This is a genomic window from Methylobacterium sp. yr668 (assembly GCF_900116245.1).
Taxonomy (GTDB): Bacteria; Pseudomonadota; Alphaproteobacteria; order Rhizobiales; family Beijerinckiaceae; genus Methylobacterium.
Window position 1 is genome coordinate 66995 of sequence record NZ_FOZY01000022.1, and the last position, 25246, is coordinate 92240.

At 69.2% G+C, this 25246-nt stretch carries 15 protein-coding genes and 1 pseudogene; 11 read left to right on the top strand and 5 right to left on the bottom strand.

The window, feature by feature from the left end:
- The first annotated feature begins 129 nt into the window (after positions 1 to 129).
- Together BM419_RS22860 and BM419_RS22865 are read left to right on the top strand one after the other, a co-directional pair.
- Positions 130 to 3318 carry an efflux RND transporter permease subunit gene (locus BM419_RS22860; RefSeq protein ID WP_091927771.1) on the top strand — a complete coding sequence of 1063 codons (3189 nt, stop codon included), beginning with the start codon at positions 130 to 132 and terminating at the stop codon, positions 3316 to 3318.
- Positions 3319 to 3529: 211 nt separating this feature from the next.
- Positions 3530 to 4513: a hypothetical protein gene (locus BM419_RS22865; RefSeq protein ID WP_091927772.1), complete on the top strand. Its 984-nt coding sequence runs from the start codon at positions 3530 to 3532 to the stop codon at positions 4511 to 4513.
- A 203-nt stretch (positions 4514 to 4716) separates the two neighbouring features.
- On the opposite strand, the gene BM419_RS22870 is transcribed toward BM419_RS22865, so the two are convergent.
- On the bottom strand, positions 4717 to 5997 hold the full coding sequence (locus BM419_RS22870; protein ID WP_091927773.1) for a family 16 glycosylhydrolase: 1281 nt from the start codon (positions 5995 to 5997) through the stop codon (positions 4717 to 4719).
- A 483-nt stretch (positions 5998 to 6480) separates the two neighbouring features.
- Between BM419_RS22870 and BM419_RS22875 the strand changes: the two genes are divergently transcribed.
- The 3 genes from BM419_RS22875 (at position 6481) to BM419_RS22885 (ending at position 12245) form a co-directional block, all read left to right on the top strand.
- Entirely contained in the window at positions 6481 to 9090 is a 2610-nt protein-coding gene (locus BM419_RS22875) for a beta strand repeat-containing protein (protein WP_244540831.1), read from the top strand.
- Positions 9091 to 9210: 120 nt separating this feature from the next.
- Positions 9211 to 10920 (top strand): type I secretion system permease/ATPase, encoded by a 1710-nt coding sequence (locus BM419_RS22880; RefSeq protein WP_244540832.1) that lies wholly within the window; start codon positions 9211 to 9213, stop codon positions 10918 to 10920.
- Positions 10917 to 12245 carry an HlyD family type I secretion periplasmic adaptor subunit gene (locus tag BM419_RS22885; RefSeq protein ID WP_091927776.1) on the top strand — a complete coding sequence of 443 codons (1329 nt, stop codon included), beginning with the start codon at positions 10917 to 10919 and terminating at the stop codon, positions 12243 to 12245. Before BM419_RS22880 ends, BM419_RS22885 begins: the two co-directional genes overlap by 4 nt.
- A gap of 499 nt (positions 12246 to 12744) precedes the next feature.
- Here BM419_RS22885 and BM419_RS22890 read toward each other — a convergent pair whose 3' ends face one another.
- Positions 12745 to 12969 (bottom strand): hypothetical protein, encoded by a 225-nt coding sequence (locus tag BM419_RS22890; RefSeq protein ID WP_020091090.1) that lies wholly within the window; start codon positions 12967 to 12969, stop codon positions 12745 to 12747.
- Between the two features lie 984 nt (positions 12970 to 13953).
- Between BM419_RS22890 and BM419_RS22900 the strand changes: the two genes are divergently transcribed.
- Together BM419_RS22900 and BM419_RS32535 are read left to right on the top strand one after the other, a co-directional pair.
- Positions 13954 to 14220: a hypothetical protein gene (locus tag BM419_RS22900; protein ID WP_091927778.1), complete on the top strand. Its 267-nt coding sequence runs from the start codon at positions 13954 to 13956 to the stop codon at positions 14218 to 14220.
- 79 nt (positions 14221 to 14299) lie between these two features.
- On the top strand, positions 14300 to 14473 hold the full coding sequence (locus BM419_RS32535) for a hypothetical protein (RefSeq protein WP_165923179.1): 174 nt from the start codon (positions 14300 to 14302) through the stop codon (positions 14471 to 14473).
- 508 nt (positions 14474 to 14981) lie between these two features.
- Here BM419_RS32535 and BM419_RS22905 read toward each other — a convergent pair.
- Positions 14982 to 15419 (bottom strand): annotated as a pseudogene (locus BM419_RS22905) (hypothetical protein); the annotation flags it as partial.
- A 76-nt stretch (positions 15420 to 15495) separates the two neighbouring features.
- Between BM419_RS22905 and BM419_RS22910 the strand changes: the two are divergent.
- Positions 15496 to 17112, top strand: coding sequence for an FAD-dependent oxidoreductase (locus tag BM419_RS22910; RefSeq protein ID WP_091927779.1), 1617 nt, complete (start codon positions 15496 to 15498; stop codon positions 17110 to 17112).
- A gap of 516 nt (positions 17113 to 17628) precedes the next feature.
- On the opposite strand, the gene BM419_RS22920 is transcribed toward BM419_RS22910, so the two are convergent.
- Together BM419_RS22920 and BM419_RS22925 are read right to left on the bottom strand one after the other, a co-directional pair.
- Positions 17629 to 19047: a HAMP domain-containing sensor histidine kinase gene (locus BM419_RS22920; RefSeq protein WP_091927780.1), complete on the bottom strand. Its 1419-nt coding sequence runs from the start codon at positions 19045 to 19047 to the stop codon at positions 17629 to 17631.
- Complete coding sequence (locus BM419_RS22925) at positions 19040 to 19717, bottom strand: response regulator transcription factor (protein WP_020091096.1); 678 nt, start codon at positions 19715 to 19717, stop codon at positions 19040 to 19042. Before BM419_RS22925 ends, BM419_RS22920 begins: the two co-directional genes overlap by 8 nt.
- Before the next feature lie 246 nt (positions 19718 to 19963).
- Between BM419_RS22925 and BM419_RS22930 the strand changes: the two genes are divergently transcribed.
- From BM419_RS22930 to BM419_RS22940, 3 genes are all read left to right on the top strand, one after another.
- The gene (locus BM419_RS22930) at positions 19964 to 20161 is read left to right on the top strand and encodes a polyhydroxyalkanoate synthesis regulator DNA-binding domain-containing protein (protein ID WP_091675875.1); all 198 of its coding nucleotides are present in this window, start codon (positions 19964 to 19966) and stop codon (positions 20159 to 20161) included.
- A gap of 175 nt (positions 20162 to 20336) precedes the next feature.
- Positions 20337 to 21551, top strand: coding sequence for an efflux RND transporter periplasmic adaptor subunit (locus BM419_RS22935; protein ID WP_244540833.1), 1215 nt, complete (start codon positions 20337 to 20339; stop codon positions 21549 to 21551).
- A 9-nt stretch (positions 21552 to 21560) separates the two neighbouring features.
- Positions 21561 to 24710: an efflux RND transporter permease subunit gene (locus BM419_RS22940; protein ID WP_091927782.1), complete on the top strand. Its 3150-nt coding sequence runs from the start codon at positions 21561 to 21563 to the stop codon at positions 24708 to 24710.
- The last annotated feature ends 536 nt before the right edge of the window (positions 24711 to 25246 follow it).

The window sequence follows — 25246 nt, forward strand, 5'->3', positions numbered from 1 at the left end:
CGTCGTCCGGAAGTCCCGGCGCTGCCGACGAGGCCGACACGCCCGACGATCGGACAGTGATCTCCGCCACCCCGCGTCCCGCCCTGGCGGCGGGCCGCCCCTGAGACGCCGGCACCGAGGGCCAACGGCATGATCTCGCGCTTCTTCATCGAGCGGCCGGTCCTGGCCAACGTGCTGGCCCTGGTCATGGTGCTGATCGGCGCGGTGTCGCTCTTCAACCTGCCGGTGTCGCAGTATCCCAACGTCGTGCCGCCGACGGTCCAGGTCACCACCCGCTACCCGGGTGCGAGCGCCCGCACGGTGGTCGACACGGTGGCGCTCCCGATCGAGCAGCAGGTCAACGGCGTCGAGGGCATGCTCTACATGCAGTCGACCAGCGCGAGCGACGGCACCTACACCCTCACGGTCACCTTCGCGATCGGGACGGACGGCGATCAGGCCCAGGTGCTGGTGCAGAACCGGGTCGCGATCGCGATGTCGTCGCTGCCGCAGGCGGTCCAGGTCCAGGGCGTCACGACCCAGAAGAAGTCCACCGCGGTCCTGCAATTCGTCACGCTGTCGGCCAGCGACGGGAAATTCGACAGCCTGTTCCTGTCGAATTACGGCGTCATCAACGTGCAGAACGAGCTGGCCCGGCTGCCCGGCGTCGGCAACGTCACGGTCTTCGGCGCCGGCCAGTACGCGATGCGGATCTGGCTGGATCCCGACCTCGTGCAGGCCCGGGGCCTCACCCCCGACGCCATCATCAACATCGTGCAGCAGCAGAGCCAGGAGGTCACCGCGGGCGCCGTGGGGATGCCGCCGGTCCCGGCCGGCCAGGACTTCCAGTACACGCTCAACGTCAACGGGCGGCTCAACAACGCCCCGGACTTCGAGAACATCGTCGTCAAGGCGGACGCGCAGGACGGCGGCCGCATCACCCGCCTGCGCGACGTCGGCCGCGTCGAGCTCGGCGCGCAGACCTACAGCCAGTCGTTCACGCTGAACGGGCAGCCCGCCGCCGGCATCGGCATCTACCAACTGCCCGAGGCGAACGCGCTGACGGTGGCGAACGCGGTCCGCACCCGGATGGCCGAGCTCGCGAAGACCTTCCCGTCGGGCCTCGTCTACGCCATCCCGTTCGACACGACGGAGTTCGTGCAGGCCTCGATCCACGAAGTCTACATGACGCTGTTCGAGGCGGCCGTCCTGGTCCTGATCGTCATCCTGGTCTTCGTCCAGGACTGGCGCGCCATGCTGGTGCCGGCGACGACGGTGCCGGTGACGATCATCGGCGCCTTCGCCGCCATGGCAGCGATGGGCTTCAGCGTGAACCTCTCGACGCTGTTCGCGATCGTGCTGGCCATCGGCATCGTGGTGGACGACGCCATCGTGATCGTCGAGGGGGTCTCCCACCACATCGACGAGGGCCTCTCGCCCCGGGCGGCGGCCGAGAAGGCGATGGAGGAGCTGTTCGGCCCGATCATCGGCATCACCCTGGTGCTCATGTCGGTGTTCGTGCCGGCCGCGTTCCTGCCCGGCCTGACCGGGCAGCTCTACAAGCAGTTCGCCCTGGTGATCGCCGCCACCGCGCTGATCAGCGCGATCAATGCCGCCACCCTGAAGCCGACCCAGTGCGCCCTGTGGCTGCGCAAGCCGGTGCCGCCGGAGCAGCGGAACGTGTTCTACCGCGGCTTCAACCGCGCCTACGGGGTCCTCGAGGGCTGGTACGCCCGGCTAATCGCCACCATGGTCCGGCGCAGCGGCCTCATGGTCGCCGTGGCGCTCCTGCTGATCGGGCTCGCCGGATGGGGGCTGACCCGCCTGCCGACCGCCTTCCTGCCCACCGAGGATCAGGGCTACGTCCTCATCGGGGCGCAGCTGCCGGACGGGGCCTCGAAGGAGCGCACCGACGCGGTGATGCAGCGGATCAGCGCCCAGGCGAAGGCGACGCCGGGCGTCGACAACGTCCTCTCGATCAGCGGGATCTCGGTCCTCGATTCCAGCGCCAGCCTGCCCAATGCCGGCGTCGCCTACGTGGTTCTCAAGGACTGGGATGTCCGGGCCAAGGAGAAGGGCCAGGATCTGCGCAGCCTCTACGAGCGCTTCAACACGATGCTGGCGGGCGTCGAGGACGCCGACACCTTCGTGCTGATCCCGCCGCCGATCCAGGGCATCGGCAACGCCAGCGGCTTCACCATGCAGATCGAGCTGCGCAACGGCGACTTCGACTACCCCCTGCTGGAGAGCCTCGCCCGGACGGTCGTCGCCGACGGGAACTCGCAATCCGGGCTGCGGAAGCTCAACACCTCGTTCCGGGCCGGCGTGCCGCAGATCGCGATCGCGGTGGACCGGGTCAAGGCCGAGGCCCTCGGCGTGACGGTCGGGCAGGTCTTCTCGACCCTCTCGAGCTACGTCGGGTCGTCCTACGTCACGCAGTTCAACAAGTTCGGCCGGACCTTCCAGGTCTACGTGCAGGCCGCGCCCGATTACCGGCTCCGCCCCGAGGACGTCGAGAACCTGAAAGTGCGCGCCGGCAACGGCGTGATGGTGCCGCTCGGCACCGTCGTGGAGATCAAGTCCGTGCAGGGGCCGTCCCTGATCAGCCTGTACAACCTCTACCCGACGGCGACGATCGTGGGCGGGGCGGCGCCGGGCTTCAGCTCCGGGCAGGCGCTGGACCTGATGCAGCAGATCGCCGCCAAGGTGCTGCCGCCGGGCACGGGCTACAACTGGACGGCGATGTCGTACCAGGAGAAGGCGGTCGGCGCGCAGATCTACCTCGTGTTCGCGCTGGCCATCCTCCTCGTCTACCTGGTCCTGGCCGGCCAGTACGAGAGCTGGATCCTGCCGCTGGCGGTCCTGCTCGGCGTGCCGCTGGCGCTGCTGGGCACGGTCGGGGCGCTGCTGCTGCTCGGCGTCGCCAACAACCTCTACACGCAGATCGGCCTGATCCTGCTGATCGCGCTGGCGAGCAAGAACGCCATCCTGATCGTCGAGGTCGCCCGCGAGAAGCGGCAGGCCGGACTCGACATCGCGGCCGCCGCCGTGGAGGCGGCGCGGCTGCGCTTCCGCCCGATCCTGATGACCTCGTTCGCCTTCATCCTCGGCGTGCTGCCCCTCGTCACCGCCTCCGGGGCCGGTGCCGCGGCGCGCAAGTCGATCGGCATCACGGTGTTCAGCGGCATGCTCGCCTCGACCTGCCTGGCGGTCCTGTTCGTTCCGTCCTTCTACGTGATCCTGCAGCGGATCGAGGAGCGCCGCGCGCGCCGGGGGCAGCCCAGGCCCGTCGCGTCCCCGCCCCCGGCCGGGACAACCCCCGAGACCGGACCGGCGTGAGCCGGAGCGCGGACGCGGCGCGGTTCCGCTCCGCGCCCAGCGGTTCACGCCCCGCGCCGCCGTCACCGCGCGACGCCGTTCCCTCCGACGCGCGGCGCCGGATCCGCGACCGGACTTTCGGAGACCACGCGTCCGGCATGCTCGACCGTTGACGGCCCGTCATCGCCGACCCTATTAGATATAGCATCAGCTATAATGATGGGTCAGGGCTATGACGCACACCGGCGCTCCGCGTCGCCTCTCGGCTCCGGGATCGGTCCTGTGCGGCCTCGCCGCGGCGCTCGGGTTGGCCGCGGCGCTCGGGTTGGCCGCGGCGCTCGGGTTGGCCGCGGCGCTCTGGGTGGCCGCAGCGCTCGGGCCGGCACTGGCCCAGTCCCTGCCCACCGCCGCCGAGAACCTGACGCCGGGCGACCTCGACAGCGAGCATCTGTTCGGTTTCACTGAGGGCAGCGACCTCGGCGTTCCCGGGGAGGCGGAGCTGGAATGGGAGACGAGCGGGCGCCTCGGCCGGCGCGTCGCCCGCTTCCTGACCGTGGACAGTTCCCTGGCCCTAAAGGTGCCGCTGACCAACGATTTCCGCCTAGCCCCGGGCGTCACCTTCAACGCCTACGACATCGGCGCGCCGGGATCCCCGGCCCGGACCACGGGCGGCTTCAACGGCGGCTTCCTCGAGACCCGGGTGCGCCTGATGGATCGCCGGACGGCCCCCTTCGGCCTGACCCTCAACATCGTGCCGGGCTACGGAACCGTCGACGGCGGGACGGGCGTGCCGGCGCGCAGCTTCGGCACCGAGATCGGCCTGCTGGCGGACCGCGAGATCATCCCCGGCAAGCTGATCGCCGCCGTCAATGTCGGCTTCGCGCTCTCGACGACGCGGCTGACCGTGATGGACGCGCCCGTGCGCGGATCGGGGATCGAGGTGGCGGGGGCGCTGGCCTACTGCGTCCGGCCCGGCCTCTTCCTCGGCGGCGAGGCACGCTATGCCCGGACCTACGACGGCTTGGCGCTCGACCGGTTCGCGGGCGAGGCCGTGTATCTCGGACCGACCGCCTACATGACCCTGTCACCACAGGCCTGGGCCTCGTTCACCTGGAGCTTCCAGGTCGCCGGGCAGGCGACGGGCGAGCCCGGCCCGCTCGACCTGTCGAGCTTCGACCGCCATCAGATGCGGTTGCGCGTCGGGTACAGCTTCTGATCGCGGCCCTGTCGCCGCACCGCGGCCTGCGAGCCTCAGGGGGGGGCGGACAGGCGCCGAGAACGCGACCCTGGTGGAGCAGTCGAGGGACCGAACCGCTCGTGCAGACGGGCGGTGAGCCTGCCGTGGATGTCGGCTGAAGCGGCCCTGTCGCGACGAGAAGTGGGACTGGCTGCCTCGGAGCAGGTCTTCCGGAAAGACCGTTACATACCGAACATGTTCGCAGTCGGAGCATGCAACGTGAAGGCATGACCCTCATCAATCCAGCCGCTTCCGGCGTGACCTTGCTCGATGTAGCTGATCTCATCGGCGCTGGAAGCGTAGTAGTGCCGTCCGCTCTCGGTGTTGACGAACCGCTCGACGGTCAACGCATGCGATCCCGCGGCGGTCGAACTCGCGTAGGCGTCGAACGCAACACCGTCATAGTTGTAGCCGGAACCGTCCGAGAGAAGCCCGTCGCGCTCCGCGGTGCTGGTCGTGTAGAAGTGGTCGCCGGTCGTCGGGTTGGTGAATCGAAAGACGTCAGCCGTGGCAGACGACGACACTGGCGCGGCCCAGCCGACGCCCTGATAGGCGTAGCCTGACGGGGTGCTCTCAAGTTGCGCGCGTTCTGCGGCGCTTGCCGTGTAGAAATGCCGTCCTGAGGCGGCGTCGTAGAAGTGAAAAACCGGCTCAAGCGCCGCGGCGCCCGGACTGGCCTGATAAGCCCGCATGTAGTCAATATTCATCTGCGCGGGAAATGGCGTCGACGCGTCGGCGTCACCCGGCCAAGAGCCGCCGACGGCGAGATTCGCGATCATGTACATGGGCTTGTCCAGACCGGCCGGCGTCGGCGTACGATAGATCTCCTGTCCGTCGAAGTAGAAGGTCAGCGTGTCCGGTTGCCAGTCAACGCCGTAGGTGTGGTAGCCGCCGCTCATGTCGGCGACTGCGGAGATCCCCTGGCTCATCGTGTGGTTGCCGGGTGTCTGGCCGGGCGCCAGGCTGTGCACCGTGGTGTAGAGCGTGCCGGGATCGTGCCCGAGCATCTCCATCACGTCGATCTCGGGCGGCCAGGAACCGTCCGCCGGGAGCAGCCAGAACGCCGGCCAGAAGCCCTGACCGGCGGGCAGTTCGGCCCGCATCTCGAAATAGCCGTAGGTCTGGCTGAAACTGTGGAAGGTATTGACCATTCCCGACGTGTAGGGCTGATCCCCCAGGTCCTGGAGCAGAGACAGATCCGACGGCGCGGCGGTGATGGTGAGGATGCCGTCGTGGACGCGGAACGGGTTCGGGAGCGGGCTGCCGTCGGGTTGATCGGCGCGGACATACCATTGCTGCTCCTGATTGAAGGGCCGCGTCCCGGTCGACGTGACGTGGATGCTCCACTGCGGGCCGCCGGACGTGTCGAGACCCGAAGTGCCGTCCCAGAGCGGCAGCGTGTCGAAGTCCTGGCTGTAGGTGAGTGTCGCCGTCTGGGCGAGATTCCTCGGATCAATGGCCACGGATCACCTGCCCATTCGCGCCACACACTGAAATGGCCGCGCCGCACAATACAATCATAAGCTGCATTGGAAAACAGGGCGCCTGGGTCCCGACGATGATTGCCGGGCACCGTCTGGTCGATGGCACGACGCGCGGGATGCCGCCGTCGATCCGAGCAGATCGATACGGAGGAGCCGATCGACAGCGAATATTTGAAAATATATTCCCGTAATCCTCCGAGATTTTAGGATTACAACGAGCGTTGCCATTCTGGCTGATTTTATATACGCAATACTAATACAAATGATAGTCGAGCACGTCATTTCGGCGACGCATATTGCCGTCCGGGACCGAAGCGCGACGCGGTTGGACCTCCTCCCTCAGCGGTGTCGTGACCGGCCGCACGCAGCAACGGCAGGCCGCAGGCTCGGTATTCTTTACCGACGCTCGGATCTGCAACCCATAATTGTAATGCCGGTTACGCATCAAAACCGGAGGTGCCCATGTCGTCGTCCCCTCTCGCCGCGCTCAACCCGTCGTCACGCTCGCTTGAGTGGCTGGTCGGGTCCAGCGCGCTACTGTCCTCCACCGCACTGTCGACCGGCCAATTGACGAGTCTCGGTCCGATTACCTCGCTTATCGAGAGTGCCGTCGACGTCGGTGCGGCGGACGAGGGCGGATCACTGCTTCCCGGCGCGCTGGCCGATACCGCGAACCAGATCGTCCTCGACACCCATGCGCAGCTCGAGAACGCGGGTCATCAGGTCGCGGCGCTGAACGGCCCGCTCCACGGTCTGACCAATCTCGGCGAGACGGTCGGGCTCGGTCATATCGGCGAGGCCGGCAACCTGATCACAGACCTGACCGGCGCCGTCGCCAACCCTACCGATGCCGGCAGCGTCGTCCCGGTGTTGAACGATGCCGGGCAGGTCGCCGAGGCTGCCGGAACCTTGCTGAATACCGTCACAGCATTGCCCGTGGCCGGCAACGGCCTTGTCGGCTCCGGCGGCACGCTCGCGCCGGCGGTGGGGATTCCCAACCAAGCCGTCCTCGACCTGCACACGACGCTGGAGGATGTCGGCCATCAGGTCCCCGTGCTCAACGCGCCGATCCACGCCCTCACGGGCCTCGGCGAGACGGTCGGCCTCGGTCGCATCGGCGAGGCGGGCAATCTCCTGACCGACACGCTCGCCGTGCCGGGATCGCTCCTCAATGGCGGCGGCCTCGGCTCGGCCACGCCGGTCCTCGCGGATCTCGGTTCCATCCTCGAAGCGACCGACACGCTGATCACCTCCGTCACCGGGGCCGCGACGGCCGGCGGGCTGCTCGCGTCGGGCGGCCTTCTCGCCCCGGTCGCGAACCTCGCGAACACCGCCGTCCTCGACGTCCACATGACCCTCGAGAATCTCGGGCACGAGGTCCCGCTGCTGAACGGCGCTGTCCACGGCCTGACCAATCTCGGCGAGACCCTCGGACTCGGCCATCTGGGCGAGGGCGGAAACCTGCTGACCGACGCCGCGGCCCTGCCCGGTGCCCTGCTGGGCGGCCAGGGGCTCGGCGCATTGTCCCCGATCCTCGGCGATGTCGGTGCGGTGGCCGGTGCGGCCGGCGGACTGCTCGGCGGCGTCACCGGCATCGTCGGCGACCTGGGGGGAGCGGGCGCGCCGGGCGCGGGCAGTCTCCTCACCCCCGTCACCGCCGCGGTGGATGGTCTGCTCGGCACCGTGACCGGCGGCGCTCCGGACGGAACCGGCACCCTGCTCGGGCCGAACGCGCCGCTGCAGCCGGTGGGCGCTGTCGCCAACACGCTGATCGACACCGTCCACGGGGCGCTGGAGCAGGTCGGACACGACGTGCCGCTCCTCAACGACCCGCTCCACGCGGTGATCGCGCTGGGCAACACGGTCGGACTGGGGGAACTCGGCGACAGCCACAACCTGCTCACCGACACCATCAACCTGCCCGGCGCGATCCTGACCGGGAACGCGCCCGGAGGCGTGGCGCAGGTCGTCGACGACCTCGGGCACGTGGCGGGCGCGCTGGGCGGCGTCGTCGGCTCGGCGACCGGCCTCCTCGACTCGGCCGGCGGCGGTCTCGGATCCGGCCTGCCGGGCGACGGTCTCCTGGCACCGGTCACCTCCGCCCTCGGCGGCTTGACGGGGGACCAAGGTGCCGGAGCCCTCGACGGTCTCCTGGGCGGCCTGAACGGAGGCCCGGGTACCGGCGCGGCCGGCGCGCTGCTCGGGACGAACGCGCCGCTGCAGCCGGTCGGAGACGTCGCCAATACGCTGATCGACGGCGTCCATGCGGCCCTGGAACAGGTCGGCCACGATGTGCCGGTCCTGAACGATCCGCTCCACGCCGTGATCAATCTCGGAACCACGGTCGGCCTGGGGGAGCTCGGCGGGTCGAGCAACCTCGTGACCGATGTCGTCAACCTGCCGGGGGCGGTCCTGAACGGCGACGGAGGCCCCGCGGTGGCGCAGGTCGCGAGCGATCTCGGGTCCGTGACGGAGGCGGCCGGCGGCGTCGTGGGCTCGGTGGCGGGGATCCTTCCCGCGGCCGGCGGGGACGGCCACCAGGCGGGCTCCCCGGTCGACGGCGTCGTCGCGACCGTGACCACGGTCCTGGGCGGGGGCGAGACCGGCGGGGCGGGGAGCGCCGTCGGCAACCTGCTCGGCACGCTCACCGGCGGCACGTCGGGCGAGCCGGGAGCCGAGACCCACCCGTTGATCGACGTGTCGGCGGGCCCGACGACCTCGACGCCGGTGGCGGACGTCGCCGTGCTCACGCCCGCCGCCGATCCGGCCCACACCGTCGACGTGAGCGCGGTCGCGGTGAGCGCCGATCAGCCGAGTCTGGCCACGGCGAACCTGCTCAGCGGCGACAGCATCCACCTGCCGCAGACGGGCGGCGGTGCCGACTCCCTCGTCGGCCACCTCGTGGACGCGGTGTCGGGAACCTCCGCCGCGCCGGCCGAGGCGGGCGCCGCCCAGGGCGTGAGCGTCGATCTCGGCGTCGCCACGATCGATCTCGGCGGCCACACCGAAGTCCAGCACACGGACCCGACTCCCCACACGGCCACGAGCGGCCTGCACCTGCTCGGCCTGTGAAACGCGGCCCCCGCCGCCGACGCGGCGGGGGCTTCCGCGACGCCGGGGCCCGACCCGCTTCGGCCCGAACCGCTCCGCTGACGTACCAAGCCGAGGGATCGACCTGTGACCGATGAACGCGTGTTGCGTGTCGCGAAGCGGCGCGAGTTCTGGTCCGCCGTCAGGGCCGGGCGCACGTGCCTGATCACCGTGATGATCGTCAGCGGTCTGATCAATCTGTTGATGCTCACGGCCCCGATCTTCATGCTGCAGGTCTACGACCGGGTGCTGCCGAGCCGGAGCATCGCGACGCTCGTCGGTCTCGCCGGCATCACGCTGATGCTGCTCGTGATCCAGAGCGTCTTCGAGATCTTCCGTGCCCGGATCCTGGCGCGCTTCGCGCGCCTCGTCGACGAGCGCCTCGGTCCGCGGATCTTCCGGACCCTCCTGGTCCGCGGCGCCGAGATGCCGCGCAGCGATGACGGGCCCCAGGCCCTGCGCGATCTCGACACCGTCCGCGGCTTCGTGTCGAGCATGGCGGTCAGCGCCTTCTTCGACCTGCCCTGGGTGCCGCTCTACGTCGCGGTCTGCTTCCTGTTCCATCCCTGGCTCGGCGCGGCGGTGGCCGGGGGCGCCCTGTTCCTGTGCGTGCTGACGATCCTCACGGACTGGGCCTCGTCCGCGTCCACCCAGGAGGCCGTCCGAACGGCCGGTGAGCGCCGGTCCTTCACCGACATGGCGCACCGGACGGCACCGCTGCTCTCGGCGCTCGGGATGCGGTCCCGCATCGCGGAGCTCTGGCAGGTCCGGGCCCGGCGGAACCTCGACGTCGCGGCGTACGGGAACGACCTGGCCATCGGCTTCGGCACGACGGCGCGCCTGCTGCGCACGGTGCTGCAATCCGGCATCCTCGGCCTGGGCGCCTTCCTCGTGGTGCGCGAGGAGGCGACGGCCGGCGTGATGCTGGCCGCCACGATCCTGTCCGCGCGCGCCCTCGCCCCGGTCGACCTGGCGATCGCCAACTGGAAGTCGTTCTCGGGCGCCCGGCAGGCCTGGGGCCGCCTCGTCGCGTTCCTGCCCCGGCGGGATCCCGCCGCCCTCACGCCGCTCCCGGCGCCGCGGGAGAGCGTGCGCGTGACGGCCCTGTCGATCGCGGCGCCCGGGACCGACACCCTGGTGCTCCACGACGTCAACGTCGCCCTCGCGCCCGGAAGCGCCCTCGGGGTGATCGGGGCCAGCGGCTCCGGCAAGTCCACCTTCGCCCGTGCCCTCGTCGGGCTGGCGCGCCCGAACCGCGGCGTGATCCGCCTCGACGGCGCGGCGATCGATCAGTGGGATCCCGATGCCCTCGGGCGCGCGGTCGGCTACCTGCCGCAGGACATCGAGATGTTCGACGGCACGATCACCGAGAACATCACGCGCTTCGATCCCGAGCCCAACCCCGAGGCCCTGCTGGCGGCTGCCCGGGCCGCCGGCGTGCACGAGGTCGTGCTCCGGCTGCCGGGCGGCTACGACGCCCGCGTCGGTACCGGCGGCCTGGGCCTCTCCGGGGGTCAGCGGCAGCGGATCGCGCTCGCGCGGGCGCTGTACGGCGATCCGTTCCTCGTGGTCCTCGACGAGCCGAACTCGAATCTCGACGTCGACGGCGATCGCGCCCTGTCCGCCGCCGTGCAGGGCGTGCGCGCCCGCGGCGGCATCGTCGTGGTGATCGCGCACCGGCCGAGCGCCCTGGCGGCGGTCGATCGCATCCTGGTCCTCGGGGACGGGCGCGTGCAGCTGCACGGCCCGCGCGACGAAGTTCTGTCGAAGCTGAACGCCCTGACGCGGCAGATGCCCACGAGGGTCGCATGACGACGGATCGCACGCCTGACGGGCCGGCTACGGATCCGACATACGAGACGCGCCGCTCCTTGCGGCGGCACGTCGCCGGCGTCGCCGCCGTGATCGTGGTCGCCACGGGCGCGGGAGCCTGGACGGCGGCGACGGAATTGTCCGGCGCCATCATCGCCACGGGCTCGCTGGTGGTCGAGAGCAACATCAAGAAGGTCCAGCATCCGACCGGCGGCGTCGTCGCCGAACTGCCGGTTCAGGAGGGCGCGCGCGTCCAGGCGGGCGACCTGCTGGTCCGCCTGGACGCGACCACCGCCAAGGCCACCTACGACAGCGTCACCAAGAGCCTGTGGGAGATCGCGGCGCGCAACGCCCGGCTGGAGGCCGAACGCGACGGCCGCGCGAGCCTCGCCATCGCCCCCGAACTCGAGGGAGCCGGACCGGATGTGGCCCGGATCGTCGACGGCGAGCGCAAGCTGTTCCGCTTCCGACAGGACGCGCTCCAGGGCCAGAAGGCGCAGCTCCGCGAGCGGGTCGGGCAGCTGAACGAGGAGATCAAAGGCCTGTCCGAGCAGGCCGCCGCGAAGGAGCAGGAGACCGCGATCATCGGGCGGGAGTACGAGGGTGTCGAGGATCTCTGGCGGAAGAACCTCATCCAGCTGACCCGGCTCACGAGCCTCCAGCGCGACATGTCCCGCCTGAAAGGCGAGCGCGGCGTCCTCGTCGCCAACATCGCGCAGACCAAGGGCAAGGTCTCGGAGACCGAGCTGCAGATCATCCAGCTCGAGCAGAATCTCCGCAGCGACGTCGCGAAGGAGCTGGCCGAGAACCGCGCCAAGGCGGCGACGCTGACCGAGCAGCGGATCACGGCCTTCGACCAGCTGCAGCGCATCGAGATCCGCGCGCCGCAGACCGGCTACGTGCACGAACTCGCGGTCCACACCCGCGGCGGTGTGATCTCCCCGGGCGAGCCGATCATGCTGATCGTGCCGACCGCGGATTCCCTCGTCGCGGAGGTTCGTGTGGCGCCGCAGGACATCGACCGGTTGCAGACCGGTCAGGCCGCGGGGTTGCGCTTCCCGAGCTTCGACCAGCGGACGACACCCGAACTCAACGCGCGCGTGACCCGGATCGCGGCGGATGTGAGCGAGGACAAGCGGACCGGCAGCTTCTACTACCTCGTTCGCCTGGGCGTGACGAAGGAGGAGATGAAGCGACTGGACGGGGCCAAGTTGATGCCCGGCATGCCCGTGGAGGCCTTCATCCGCACGGCTGACCGAACGGTGCTGTCCTACCTCACCAAGCCGCTCGTCGATCAAGCCCGGCGGGCGTTCCGGGAGAAGTGAGATCCGCCCAGTCGCCCGCATGGACGGTCACGGAACCTGCCGAGATCGCGGAGCCGATCCCTACGGGACCGACTGTGTCGCGCTCGGCGAAACGCCGGTCTGAGCACGGGGAAGCACCGGCCAACGCACGTCCGCCTTCGCGGGCGGCGCGCATGCGAGAAGCCATTCCGCTTCCACCCGCTGCATTTGTTCAACGCGGGCTGTGGAGCATCATCGCCTGGCGGCGGACGCACTGGGCAGGGGGCCACGGTGCGGAGGCGTGGGGTCACGAAGCCTCACAACGAGCACGGCTGCGAGCGCGGCGGTGACCGCGAGGATCGCGATCGTCGTGAGTCGGTCAGGCGGTCTCCGCTTCATAGCCACGTCTTAGCAGCTGCGCCTGCTCCTCGCTGGATGCGGACCTGACACGCCCCGACGCGCCCGGCTCCGATCGGGCGCCGGCCGGCGCCAAGCCGATCCCGGTGCACATGGCTCGGCGCTGCGACCTTCTCCGATCCTGCTACCGGTTGGTGTCAGACGCCCGCGGCCCGATGGGTTCGCAGGAGACGAACAGGCTCACGAACCAGAACAGGGTCATGGCGGCGATCGCCGCCGCGGTCCCGAACAAGGGGCTGACGATCAGCGCGGCCAGCACGCCATGCTTCCACATCAGGGTAATCGCGATGAGCCAGCCGAGGCTCGCGGCGATAGATACCCGGATGATGCAGCATTCGGATGCCTGCATCACAACCTCCAAGCTCCATATACAACTCATACGTGCATGAAATGGTGATGGTTCAATGTGGCAAACTGCTGGGTTCGCGAGGGATCAGCTGCTCGGCACTGCCGAGCCGGGGCCGACGGCCCCTTCTCACGCGCGCGACAGCGGGTGAGACAATTCGGCATCCTCCATGTTCGATCGTCCGTCACACGAAGTGCGGCGGCAGGATCATGACCTGGGCGTGCACGACGAGACTGAACGCCATGGCGGCCGTCACGACGGCGTCGACGAGACGGTTCGTCAGGGTGATCGGCTTGGTCATCGTGGCCCCGTCAGCTCGGCTGTTCCGAGGCGGCCTTATGGTCAAGCTGGATGTCGCGAGGATTGCTCCGATTGTTGCATGAGGCTGGCAGGATCGACCTGCGCCAGCCGGGGCGCTCGGATTCCGGTCTCCCGCTTCGCGACGACGCTCTCATCGCGGTCCTTCGCGAGAGGCCGACCGCCGGGACGTCAGCCAAGCCCTGCCGCATCCGGAGCAGGCGGAAGGAGCGGTCTGCCGCTCAGCACCGACGCGGGCCTCGCGCCCAGCAGCGTACGCAGCTTCCGCGGGTCTTCCGTGTCTTCGGTCTTCGGGTATCGGGCGTTCTCCGTGTTGAGGAGGTCCACAGCCCGCTTCAGAGCAGGTCCGGGGGCGGCACGGACCATGAGGTGGCGAGGTTCGAGGCCGGCGATGCGCTGCTGAGACCCGCGCCAGCCGCACCTTGGGTCGCGGCGAGGGTCGCACGCCGCCGCTGAGGCTGGAACGCGTTACCGGTCACCCTGTCGGGCGCCGCCATCCTGCTGTGTTCACAGGCCCATCGGCAGGTGGGCAACGCAACGGCGGGTGCTGCTCAGGTTCTGCGTAATCCGAACCCGAGGCGCCGGGGGATTTCCCGTTGAGGTGACGCTAATCCGACATATACCACTTTTAGTTGCATTAGCCATCTGGAAGAGGGGGCGGCGCGTCAGATGTCGGAAGCCATCCTTGCACGCGATCAACGGACGGAGTGGTTGCCCAGAAGCCGGCTCGGTCTCCTGATTTTCGTGCCGGGCGCACTGCTGTGGATCTCGATCGTCCTCTGCATACTGCCGATCACAGTACTCGCATTCCCTGCGGAATGGATGTTCAAGAACAGGCCGAACCTCCATGCGACAGCCGTGACGATTCTCGTGTGCCTCGGCGCAGCCAATGTCGTGATCGCTCCGGCGACCGTGCTCTACCTCCTGTATGCCTGACTGGCGGGCGGGCTATGTGCTCCGCCACAGGAACCAAGCTTGCGGACATCGACTCGGTAGACTGATGCGACGGTGAATCATGGCTCACATCGAGACAGTGTCGGTTCAGGATCAATCCATGCGTCCCTGGATGGATCGCTTCCTCACGATGATCATGGTCGCAGGCGGCGTGGCGACGGTGGTGTGGATCGCCGCGATGCTGGTGGTCGGCTGGCAAATGGCCGTCGTGCTGATGGGCCTGAGTGCAGTCTGACAGGCGTCCCTGCCTGAGGGTTGCCGCCACTGCTCCCGAGACGCCCCTTCCGCGACGGGGTGCGGGACCACGGGCGCCCGATGGCGAAGCTGAGCGCGGTCAGCCTCCACCGCCGCCCCCTCCCCCTGTTCCGGGGCCGCCGAGGTTGCCGTCCTTGTTCGGCGTGTTCCAGTGGATGATCCCGTCGCCGGCAGGACGCGGCGCGGTATTGGGCGGCCGCGGGAAAGCGAAGGGGGAGAACGCAGTCGCGCCGCGCGGGGCGGGGCTGCTCGCTCGAGAACGCCGCGCGACAGCTTCGGTGCTCACGAAACCCGCGAGCGCGACAACGAGCCACCTGATCGCCGCGCTATGCATGATCGACTTGCCTCGCGCTGAGGTGCGCCACCGAGCGGCGACGGCTGTGCGCAGGGTAGCAGGATCGCTGCGCTTTCGCAGCGGCAACCCAGTCCCTCCGTCTCGTCAGTGCGCGCAGGACGTCCGATGCCGTGTAGCGGTTCGCTTCTGCTTCCAGTTTGGCGAAAGCCAGCTTCGAGGTTCGGTCGATGGCCACAAACAGGTCGAGTTTGCCTTCTTCTGTCCTGACCTCGGCTATATCGATGTGCATGTAGCCATGGGATGATCGGCGAAGCGCTTCTTCTTGGGCTTGTCGCCTTCCGTCCGGTAGGCGCCTGGTGCCGTGCCGCTCCAGGCAGCGGTGCAGCGACGAGCGGGTCAGGTGCGGGATCGTGGGCTGTAGGCCGTAGAGGCAGTCGTCCAGCGGCAGCAGGGTATGCCGGCGGAAGGCGACGATGATGACCTCCTCCGCTGGGGTCAGAACCGTCGAACGGGGCTGCTTCGGCCCCATAGCGGCATCACCTGTCGTCTGCCGCGTTCGCCACTTCTGGACTGTCGGCGGGGCATCCCTCGCAGCATGACGGTCGACCGTACCACCACACCGCGGGATCAAACATCGAGGGTCTTGCCTGTAGCGGCCGAGCCATCGATGCTGCGCCGCAGCGGATGGCCTACGACGGGAGCGACCCTTGGAAACGATCGGCCGTGACCTGCGGGAGATGCAGCGCATACCCCTCGCTGCATCGCATGTCGCCGCATTGCGGGCGATCGGGGCCGAGAAGCACTACTCCGCAGGCGCCTTTCTCGTCCGTGCCGGTGAGCCAGCCGATCGCTTCGTGTATGTCGAGGCCGGCGAGATCGAAGTCGTGAATCCCTTCACGGACGAGCGCCATCTCCCATCCACCCTCGGTCCGACCCAGTTCATGGGCGAAATCTCGTTCCTGAACGGCGGCGTTTGGTCGATGCCCATGCGGGCGAGCGCAGATACGGTCGTCACCGAGGTGCCGCGCCCCGAGATGCTGCGACTGATGTCCGAGATCCCGGAGATGTCGGACATCATCATCACAGTCCTCGCCGCACGGCGGCGGCGGCAGCTCGACTCGCACGACGGCACGCTCGTGCTCATCGGCGAAGACGACGACCGGAGCGTACGGCGGATCGCCGAGTTCGCGAGCCGCAACCGGCTTCCCTACAGGACCTATCCGTTGGGCAGCCCGGAGGCGGCAAGCGTCGCAACGGCCTGCTCGATCTCGGCAAACCGACCGGCGGTCATCTTCGGCCGGGACGTGGTCGTGACCGAGCCGACGCCCGCCAAGGTCGCGCGGCTGCTCGGCCTCGACTACAACCTCGTCGACGACGAGGCCTTCGACGTCCTCATCGTGGGCGGCGGGCCGGCCGGGGTGGCAGCGGGCGTCTATGCGGGTGCGGAGGGGCTGCGCGCGTTGGTCATCGAGGATGTGGCGATCGGCGGTCAGGCCGGCACATCGAGCCGGATCGAGAACTACATGGGCTTCCCGACCGGGATCTCGGGCGCCGACCTCGTCTGGCGCGGCGAGATCCAGGCGATGAAGTTTGGCACTCGCTTCGCGATGCCGCGACGGGTGGCGAAGTTGGAGCGGCTCGAGGACGGATCGTTCTGTGCGACGTTTGACAACGGCCGGCGCGTTCGGGGACAGGCCGTCGTCGTCGCGACCGGCGTCCAGTACCGAAGGTTGCCGATCGACCGCCTCGAAGCGTTCGAGGGCGCCGGCATCTACTACGCTGCGACGGAGATCGAGGCGCGCTACTGCCGGAATGCCGAGGCAATCATTATTGGCGGCGGCAACTCGGCGGGCCAAGCTGCGATGTATCTCAGCCGCTCAGCGCGACACGTTCGCGTCCTGGTGCGCGGGCAATCGCTCGCCACCTCCATGTCGAGGTACCTGTCGAGCCGGCTCGAGGCAGACCCGGCGATCACGATCGAGTACGGGGCCGAAGTCACCGACCTGCACGGCGATGACCATCTCGACGCGGTGACGATCCGCACCGTCGCCGACGGAGCGACGCGCAGGATCTCGACCTGCGCCGTGTTCGTCATGGTGGGCGCCGCCCCCAATACCGGCTGGCTCTCGGGGCTCGTCGAGCTCGATGGCCACGGCTTCGTCCTGACCGGAGACGCGATCGGCGCGCATTCGCCTTACGCGACGTCGCATCCGGGAATCTTCGCGGTCGGCGACGTCCGCGCCAGCTCCGTCAAGCGGGTCGCAGCCTCGGTCGGCGAGGGATCGGTCGTCATCTCCAAGGTGTGGGAGCACGTTCGGTCGTAGAGTTCGCCGCCCGGAACGCGCACGATCGGAGCGCCGGATCGACGAACGGCCGTTTCTGGGAAGTTTTGCTGACTATCTGCCAGACTGTTTCGGGTGGCTTACTGCCCGCCTGCTTCCGACCGGCGGATGTCCCGAAGCGGACATCTCCGCGGGGACCGCTCACGCCCTCGCCGCACCTTCGAAAAGCTTGTCCCAAGGTGTCGGGGATGGGAGCATACCACCGAGGAATGCCGGGAAAGCCTTCACGTTTGGATCGCCGCGTCGGCTCTCCGGCCACAGCGCCGTGAATACAGAGCGCTCAGTGGCGAAGCTCTGCAGGACCGGCACGAACGCGCCCCGCTCGACCTAGTGACCGGCCAGGTCACCACCACGACGCGCTCTTCTGAACGTCCAAGATGGGTGGATCTGAAACGGCCTGCTTCCGACTGGCATAGACATGGAAGCGGACGTGCCGCGACGCTTCTTGATACGCGAGCCCATTGGCAGATCATTTAGCGGGCAGGGCCAGAAATTCATTCAAGAATTGACAAGCGGATCTTTTCTCGAAGCCGTCCAATAAGTAGAAGACGTGCGGTCTTCGATGGTCAAATTCGGGAACGTCATCGCGAAACGGCAACCACCCTTTTCCGACGTGCGAACACTCACGCTTGCGGCGTGAATCTTGGCGATGGCGGCGACCAGGCTGAGGCCAAGGCCGTTGCCGGGGGTCTGGCGGGACATCTCGGCGCGGTAGAAGCGGCGGAAGACCTTCTCGTGCTCGCTCGCCGGCAGGCCTGGGCCGGTATCCTCCACGGCCACCTCGATCGCTTGGCCGGTCCAGGCGACCCCGACCCGGACGGTCCCTCTGGGGGGCGTGAACTTCACGGCGTTGTCGATGAGGTTCGACAGGGCCTCGAAGCAGAGGTCCCGGTCGCCGTGGACGGTGAAAGGCCCCACCGCCGAAAGGACGAGCCGGACGCCCCTCTCTTCAGCCTCGGGCTCGAAGAAGTCGACCGCCGCAGCGGCGACCTCCCCGAGGTCGACCGGCGCGAAGGCGGTCCGGCGGCCCTCCTCCATCGCGCCGATCCGAAGCACGGCCGTCACCATCGCGAGTGTCTGGTCGATCCAGGCGAGGCCCTGATCGATCGCCTCGTGCAATTCCGCCACCGTTCGCGCCTGCGCCCGGCTGCGTTCCAGCCGGGCCCGCAGGCGGGTCAACGGCGTCCGCAGGTCGTGGGCGACGGCATCGCCGACGCTGCGGACTTCGCCCATCAGTTGCTCGATCTCGTCGAGCATGCGGTTCACGTTGGCGGCAAGGCGGTCGAACTCATCGCCCCGACCTCCGACCGGCAGGCGCTTGCCGAGGTTGCCGCGCATCACCTCGGCGAGCGCCACCTCGGTGGCGGCGAACCGCCTGCGGCCCCGGCGGGCGAGGACGAGGCCGCCGATCCCGGAGAGCGCCAGCATCGGCAGTAGCCCGAGGCCGAGCGCCCGCAGCGTCGTGACCCGCACCCGGTCGATGTCGTCGGTGTCGTGGGCGATCACCACCGTGCCGCCGCCGGGCAGCGCCAGGGCCGCGGCCCAGATCTCGTCGGCGAGGCTGCGGCCCCCGACCTCCACCGTGGCGTTCACCCGGTAGGCATCCCCGTCCCGCGGCAGCCCCTTCGGCATCGCATCGAGGTTACCCGCGCGCCGGACGCCGTCCGGAGCGAAGTCGCCGCCATAGTGCCGGGCATGCGGGTCCATGGCGGTCCAGGTGTCGACCCGCAACGCCGTGGCGGCGGGGTCGGCCGCGGCCGCGCGGACTTCAAGCCGCAGGGTCTCGGCGAGTTCCTCCCGCAGGTAGGAGGCCGTCTGCCAGTAGATGAAGGCGAACATCGTCAGGGCGAGAAGCACCGACCACAGGGCGATCCCCACCGCCCACCGCAGGGTGGTCGAGCGCAGGAGGTCAGTCATCGGGCGTGAGGGTGAAACCGACGCCGCGGACGTTCTGGATCAGGGGCGCCTCCCCGGCCGCCTCAAGCTTGCGGCGCAGGCGGCCGAGATGGACGTCGATGAGGTTCGATTTCGGAGTAAAGCGGTAGTTCCAGACCTCCTCGAACAGCATCGCCCGTGTGACGATCCGACCGGGCGCGCGCATCAGATAGGCGAGGAGCTTGAGTTCCCGAGGCAGGAGGTCGAGGTCGCGCGCGCCGCGCCGGCCCGTCCCGGCGATGAGATCGATCTCCAGGCTTCCGACCCGCAGCAGCGTCTCGCGGGTATCGACCGGGCGGCGGAGCAGCGCCTCGATCCGTGCGGCGAGTTCGCCGAGCGCGAAGGGCTTGGCGAGGTAGTCGTCGCCACCGGCCCGGAGGCCGCGGATGCGCTCGTCGACGTCGCCGAGCGCGCTCAGGACGAGGGCCGGTGTCCGGTCCCCGTCCCGGCGCAGGTCCTGCAGCACGCCGAGCCCGTCCTGGCCGGGCAGCATCCGGTCGAGGATGATCGCGTCCCAGCCGCCCTGCCGCGCCGAGCGAGCGCCGTCCGGCCCGGTCGCGGCCCAGGCGACCTCGTGGCCGCGCCCGCGCAGGTCGTCGCGCACGTCCCCGGCCGTGTCCCCGTCGTCCTCGATCAGCAGCAGCCTCGCCACGTGAACCCGGTCCTCCCGCGTTGCCAGTGTGTCGCATGTCGGCCCTGCGGTCTGCGCGAGGAAGCGACTGTGAACCAGAATTTAGTGGCGTCCCATCGGCTTCGTCCAATTTATTAGAATGACTCTAGCGCGCACCTCGGGCCCTGTTCGGCTGGGCGCGATCCTCAGCGGGCTCCTCCGATGTTGTTCCTGCTACGCCGCTTCCCCGCATCCGCCGCGATCCCCCACCGCTGAGGGAGTCCACACATGCCCCGGAAGCGGCGGCCCCGCCGCCTCATCAACCGTTACGCCCAGAGCCGGCTCTACGACGTCGAGACCCGCACCTATGTCTCCGTCGAACGCCTGCGGGAATGGCGCGGCGAGGGCTTCGAGGTTGTGATCCGCGAGGTCGAGACCGGGCGCTTCGTCAGCGACGAGGTGCTCCCCACCGGCTTCGACGCATGAACCTCATCCGCGGAGCGTCCGGCCCGACCGGTCGGCAAGCTGCCTGTCCATGTCGCTGAACGCCGAAGCGTCCGCGCGCCCCGCGGAGGTCTCCGAGGCATCCGAGACCGATGGCTTCGGGCGCGGGGATGCCTCCGCGCCGACTCCGATTGTGAGCCGGAGCCGCGCGCCGCGAGTGCTGCTCATCCTGGCGGTGCTGGCCGCCGTGGCCTTCGCGGGCTGGACCTATCGCGGCCCACTCCTCGCCGGCCTTGGCCTCGCCCCGCCCGCGGTCCCCGAGGCGAAGGCGGACCGTTCCGACGACGCCCCGGCGAACCCCGATCTCGTCACCCTCGACGGGGCGGGGCAGACGCGGATCGGCTTGGCCTTCGGCACGGCGGAGACCCGCCGGATCGTGCTCCCGGTGCGGGCGCCGGGCACCGTCGCCTTCGACGAGCGGCGGGTGACGCATCTCAAGCCGCGCACGCAGGGACGTGTACTGAGCCTCGCCGTCCAGCCCGGGGACCGGGTGACGGCGGGGCAGACGCTCGCGACCCTCGATGCCGCCGGCCTCCTCGACGCCCGCAACGGGCTTCAGGCGGCTGAAGCCGCCCTCGGCGAGGCGCGGGCCTCCGAGGCGGTGGCGGCGCTCCAGGTGAAGCGTGGGCTGGAGCAGCTGAAATTCGGGGGCGTGGCGCAAGCCGAGGTCGAGCGGCGGCAGGTCGATCTCGCCAAGGCACAGGCGGCGGTGAAATCTGCGCAGGCGAACGCGGAGATGTACCGGGCGCAGTACCAGCGCCTCGCCCCGGCCGAGGGCGCCGCGCCGGGCACCAGCGCCGTGGTCACGCCGATTGCCGGCGTGGTGACGAGCGTCGGCATCACCCTGGGCGAGGTCGTCGATACCGGGCGCGACGCCTTCACGGTGGCCGATCCCACCCGTGTCGTCGTGCTGGCGAACCTCTACGGGGCCGACATCTCCCGGGTGAAGGCCGGGGATGCAGTCTCGGTGGAGAGCCCGGTGCCCGGCCATCCGCCCTTCGAGGGCCATGTCCGCTCGGTCAACGCCGCCCTCGATCCGGCGACGAACACGGCGCCGGCGCGGATCGAACTCGACAACCCGCAGGATCTCCTGCGCGCCAACCTTTTCGTCTCGGTGACGGTCGGGGCTGATCTCGGTCGCGACGGCGTGACCATCCCGGCGGCGGCCGTGCAGCAGACGGACACCGGCCCCATCGCCTTCGTGCGCACGGCCCCGGACAGGTTCGAGCGGCGGGCCCTGACGCTGGGCATCCAGCGCACCGACTGGGTGGAGGTGCGCCGAGGCGTGGCGGCGGGTGAGAGTGTTGCGACCGCGGGCAGCTTCGGCCTGAAGGCCATCCTGCTGCGCAGCCTTCTCGGCTCGACGGATTGAGCGCCGGCGATGAAGAGCTGGTTCGCCATCCTGGTCCGCCGCCGCTTCCTCGTGCTGATGATCGCGCTGGCCGCGGCGGCGGGCGGAGCCGCTAACCTCGAAGGTCTCTCGATCGACGCGGTGCCGGACATCTCGCCGAAGCAGGTGATGATCCTCACCCTCTCGCCGGGGCTCGGTCCCCTGGAGGTCGAGCGGCTCGTCACCTTTCCTGTCGAGAACGCGATGGCCGGCGCGCCGGGGCTCTTCAACGTCCGCTCGACGTCCCGGGCCGGCGTCTCGGCGGTCTACGTCACCTTCGACGAATCCGTGTCGGTCACAGCGGCGCGGGCGGAGGTATTCCAGCGCCTGCCCCAGGCCAAGAGCCTGATGCCCGCTGGAGTCGGCGATCCGCAGATGGGTCCGATGGCGACCGGGCTCGGCGAGATCTACCAGTTCGAGCTGCGCGGGCCCGCCTACACGCCGATGCAGCTCAAGCGCATCCTGCAATGGACCATCGCGCCGAAGCTGAAGCTCACCCCCGGAATCGCCGACGTGAACATCTACGGCGGCGAGATGCCGACCGAGGAGGTCCGCGTCTCGGCGGACGCGCTGCGCCGCTACGGCGTGACGCTGGCCCAGGTCTACACGGCGCTCGCTGAGAACAACGCCGCCCGGGGCGGCGCCTACATCGAGCACAACGACCAGCAGGAGACGATCCGCGGCCTCGGCCTCGCCAAGGGCCCGGAGGACATCGCGAACATCGTCGTCGCGACGGGCCCCGGCGGCGTGCCGGTGACGCTCGGCACGCTGGGCACGGTGCAGGAGGCCCCCAAGGTCCGGCTCGGCGCCGTCACCCACGACGCGGAAGGTGAGACCGTCGTCGGCATCGCGATGATGCGCTACGGCGAGAATGCCAGCGCCGTGGTCGCGGAGGTGAAGAAGACGATCGCCGCCCTGCGCCAGCAACTGCCGCCGGGGGTCGAGATCGTCCCGTTCTACGACCGCAGCGCGCTGGTGGACCGCACCATCCGCACGGTGGAGCACAACCTCCTCGAGGGGGCGGTGCTGGTGATCGTGGTGTTGCTCCTGCTGCTCGGCAACCTGCGCGCAGGGCTGATCGTCGCCGCCGCGATCCCGCTCTCGATGCTGATGGCGTTTGCCGGGATGCGGCTGCTCGGCCTGTCGGGCAACCTGATGAGCCTCGGGGCGATCGATTTCGGGCTGATCGTCGACGGCGCGGTGGTGATGATCGAGAACGTGCTCCGCGCCCGGGGCGAGCACCCGGACCGCCCGGCCCACGACGTGATCCGCGACGCCGCCGCCGAGGTGGCCCGCCCGGTGATCTTCGCGGTGGCGATCATCATCATCGTGTACGTCCCGATCCTCGCGCTGGAAGGCGTGGCCGGCAAGATGTTCGCCCCGATGGCGCTCACGGTGATCCTGGCGCTCGCCTCGTCGCTCGTCGTCACCCTGATCCTGATGCCGGCGCTCGCGGCGCTCTTTCTCGCCGGGCGCGGTGTCAATGAGCGCGAGACGCGTCTCGTCCACGCGGTGCGGGGTGTCTACACGCCGGTGCTGCGCTGGGCCGAGCGGCACGCGCTCGCCACCGTGCTCACGACGGTCGCCCTGTTCGCCGGCTCCTGCGCGATGGCCACGCGGCTCGGGGGCGAGTTCCTGCCGAAGCTGTCGGAGGGCTCGATCGTCATCACCTCAGAGAAGCTGCCCGGCATCGCGCTGAACGCCTCGCTCGCCACCGTGACCCGCATCGAGCGGGTGCTGAAATCCTTCCCCGAGGTGAAGCGGATCGTCTCCCTCACCGGCAGCGCCGAGATCCCGATCGACCCGATGGGCGTCGAATCGACCGACAGCTTCATCACCCTGACCGACCCCACGACCTGGAGGACCGCCGACAGCCAGGAAGGGCTCGTCGCGGCCTTCGACAAGCGCCTCCGGGAGGAGGTGCCGGGCGTCGCCTACAGCTTCTCGCAGCCGATCCAGATGCGGATGGACGACCTCTTGGAGGGCGTGCGCGGCGACGTCGCGATCAACCTCTACGGCGACGACCTGAAGGTCCTGAAGGACACGGCCGATTCCATCGTGCGGGTGGTCTCAGGCATTCAGGGCGCGGCGGACGTGAAGGCCGAGGCGCAGGCCGGGATGCCGGCGCTCTCGATCCGGGTCGACCGGTTCAAGGCCGCCCGCTACGGGATCAACGTCTCGGACGTGCTCGACGTGGTCGAGAGCATCGGCGGGCGCACCGCCGGCATGGTCTACGGCGACGACAATTCCATCACCGACATCGTGGTCCGGCTCGACCCGGCCGACCGCAGCGACATCGAGCGCATCCGCGCCCTGCCGGTGGGGCGGCCGGGCAAGGAGACCGGTCCCGCCATGACGGTGCCGCTCGCGATGGTGGCCTCGGTGGAGGTCACCTCCGGCCCGGCCCAGATCAGCCGCGAGCGGCTGCAGCGGCGGATCTCGATCCAGGCCAACGTCCGCGGCCGCGACGTGCAGAGCTTCGTGGACGCCGCGCAGAAGGCCGTGTCCGATCAGGTGAAGTTGCCGCCCCGCTACGCGCTGCAATGGAGTGGCCAGTACCAGAACCTGCAGGAGGCTACCGCCCGCCTCTCGGTGGTGGTGCCGGCGGCGCTGGCGGGGATCCTCGTCCTCCTCGTCGTGATGTTCGGCGACATCCGCCGCGCCGGGCTGATCTTCCTCAACGTGCCGATGGCCGCGACGGGGGGCATCCTTGCCCTCTCTGTGCGCGACATGCCGTTCTCGATCTCGGCGGCGATCGGCTTCATCGCGACCTTCGGCATCGCGATCCTGAACGGCGTGGTGCTGACGAGCACCATCCGCGACCTCGAAGCTTCCGGCCTGGACCCGCGGGAGGCGGCCAGCCGGGCGGCCGAGAGGCGCCTGCGCCCGGTGATGATGACGGCCCTTGTCGCAGCGCTCGGCTTCCTGCCGATGGCGCTCTCGACCAGCGCGGGTGCGGAAGTGCAGCGCCCGCTCGCCACGGTGGTGATCGGCGGCCTGATCACCGCGACGCTGCTGACGCTCGTCGTTCTTCCCGCCGTCTATCCAGTGATCGCGACGTTGCGCCTGCCCTTCGGCAGGGTGGGCAAGCGACGGCATTCGAAGCCCCGCCAGCGGATGCAGCAGGGGACCGGTCGATGAGCGCACTCACGGCGACGGCTGCGTTCGCAGTGGGGCGAGAGTACCGACGTTGCTCGCGACATAAACTGCTCGAGTTCACGAGTTCGCCGCGTTGAACTGCTTCGAACAGGGAATCTCAGGTACAGTCGCCGCCGACTTCGATGCCTACCGACCGTGCGCGGCCGGTCGCAGATGACCGCGTTGAGCGAAAGCTTGGCCGCGATCCGGGCGGCCGGCTTGGGTCCAGGCCGTGTTAAAACGCCGAGAATCGGCTTTGTGCTGGGGTGCCGCCCCAATTTTGCGAGAATAGGCGCTCCACCGTTTGGATCGACCCTTTGTGGTCGCGCATCCGTTTGAGTTGAAGGCGCTGCTGGACGGCTTTTCAGCCCCTCGGTGAACGATCAAAGGCCTTCACTCAGGCGGGGATCGCTGCCAAGAGCTTCCGGCTTCCCATGATGTTGAGAACCCGCGTCAGATTGTAGGCCAGGACCTGGAGTGCCATCTCGGTCGAGACGCGCGGCAAGGTCTTGGTCAAGAAGTGCGTCGCCCCCATCCGT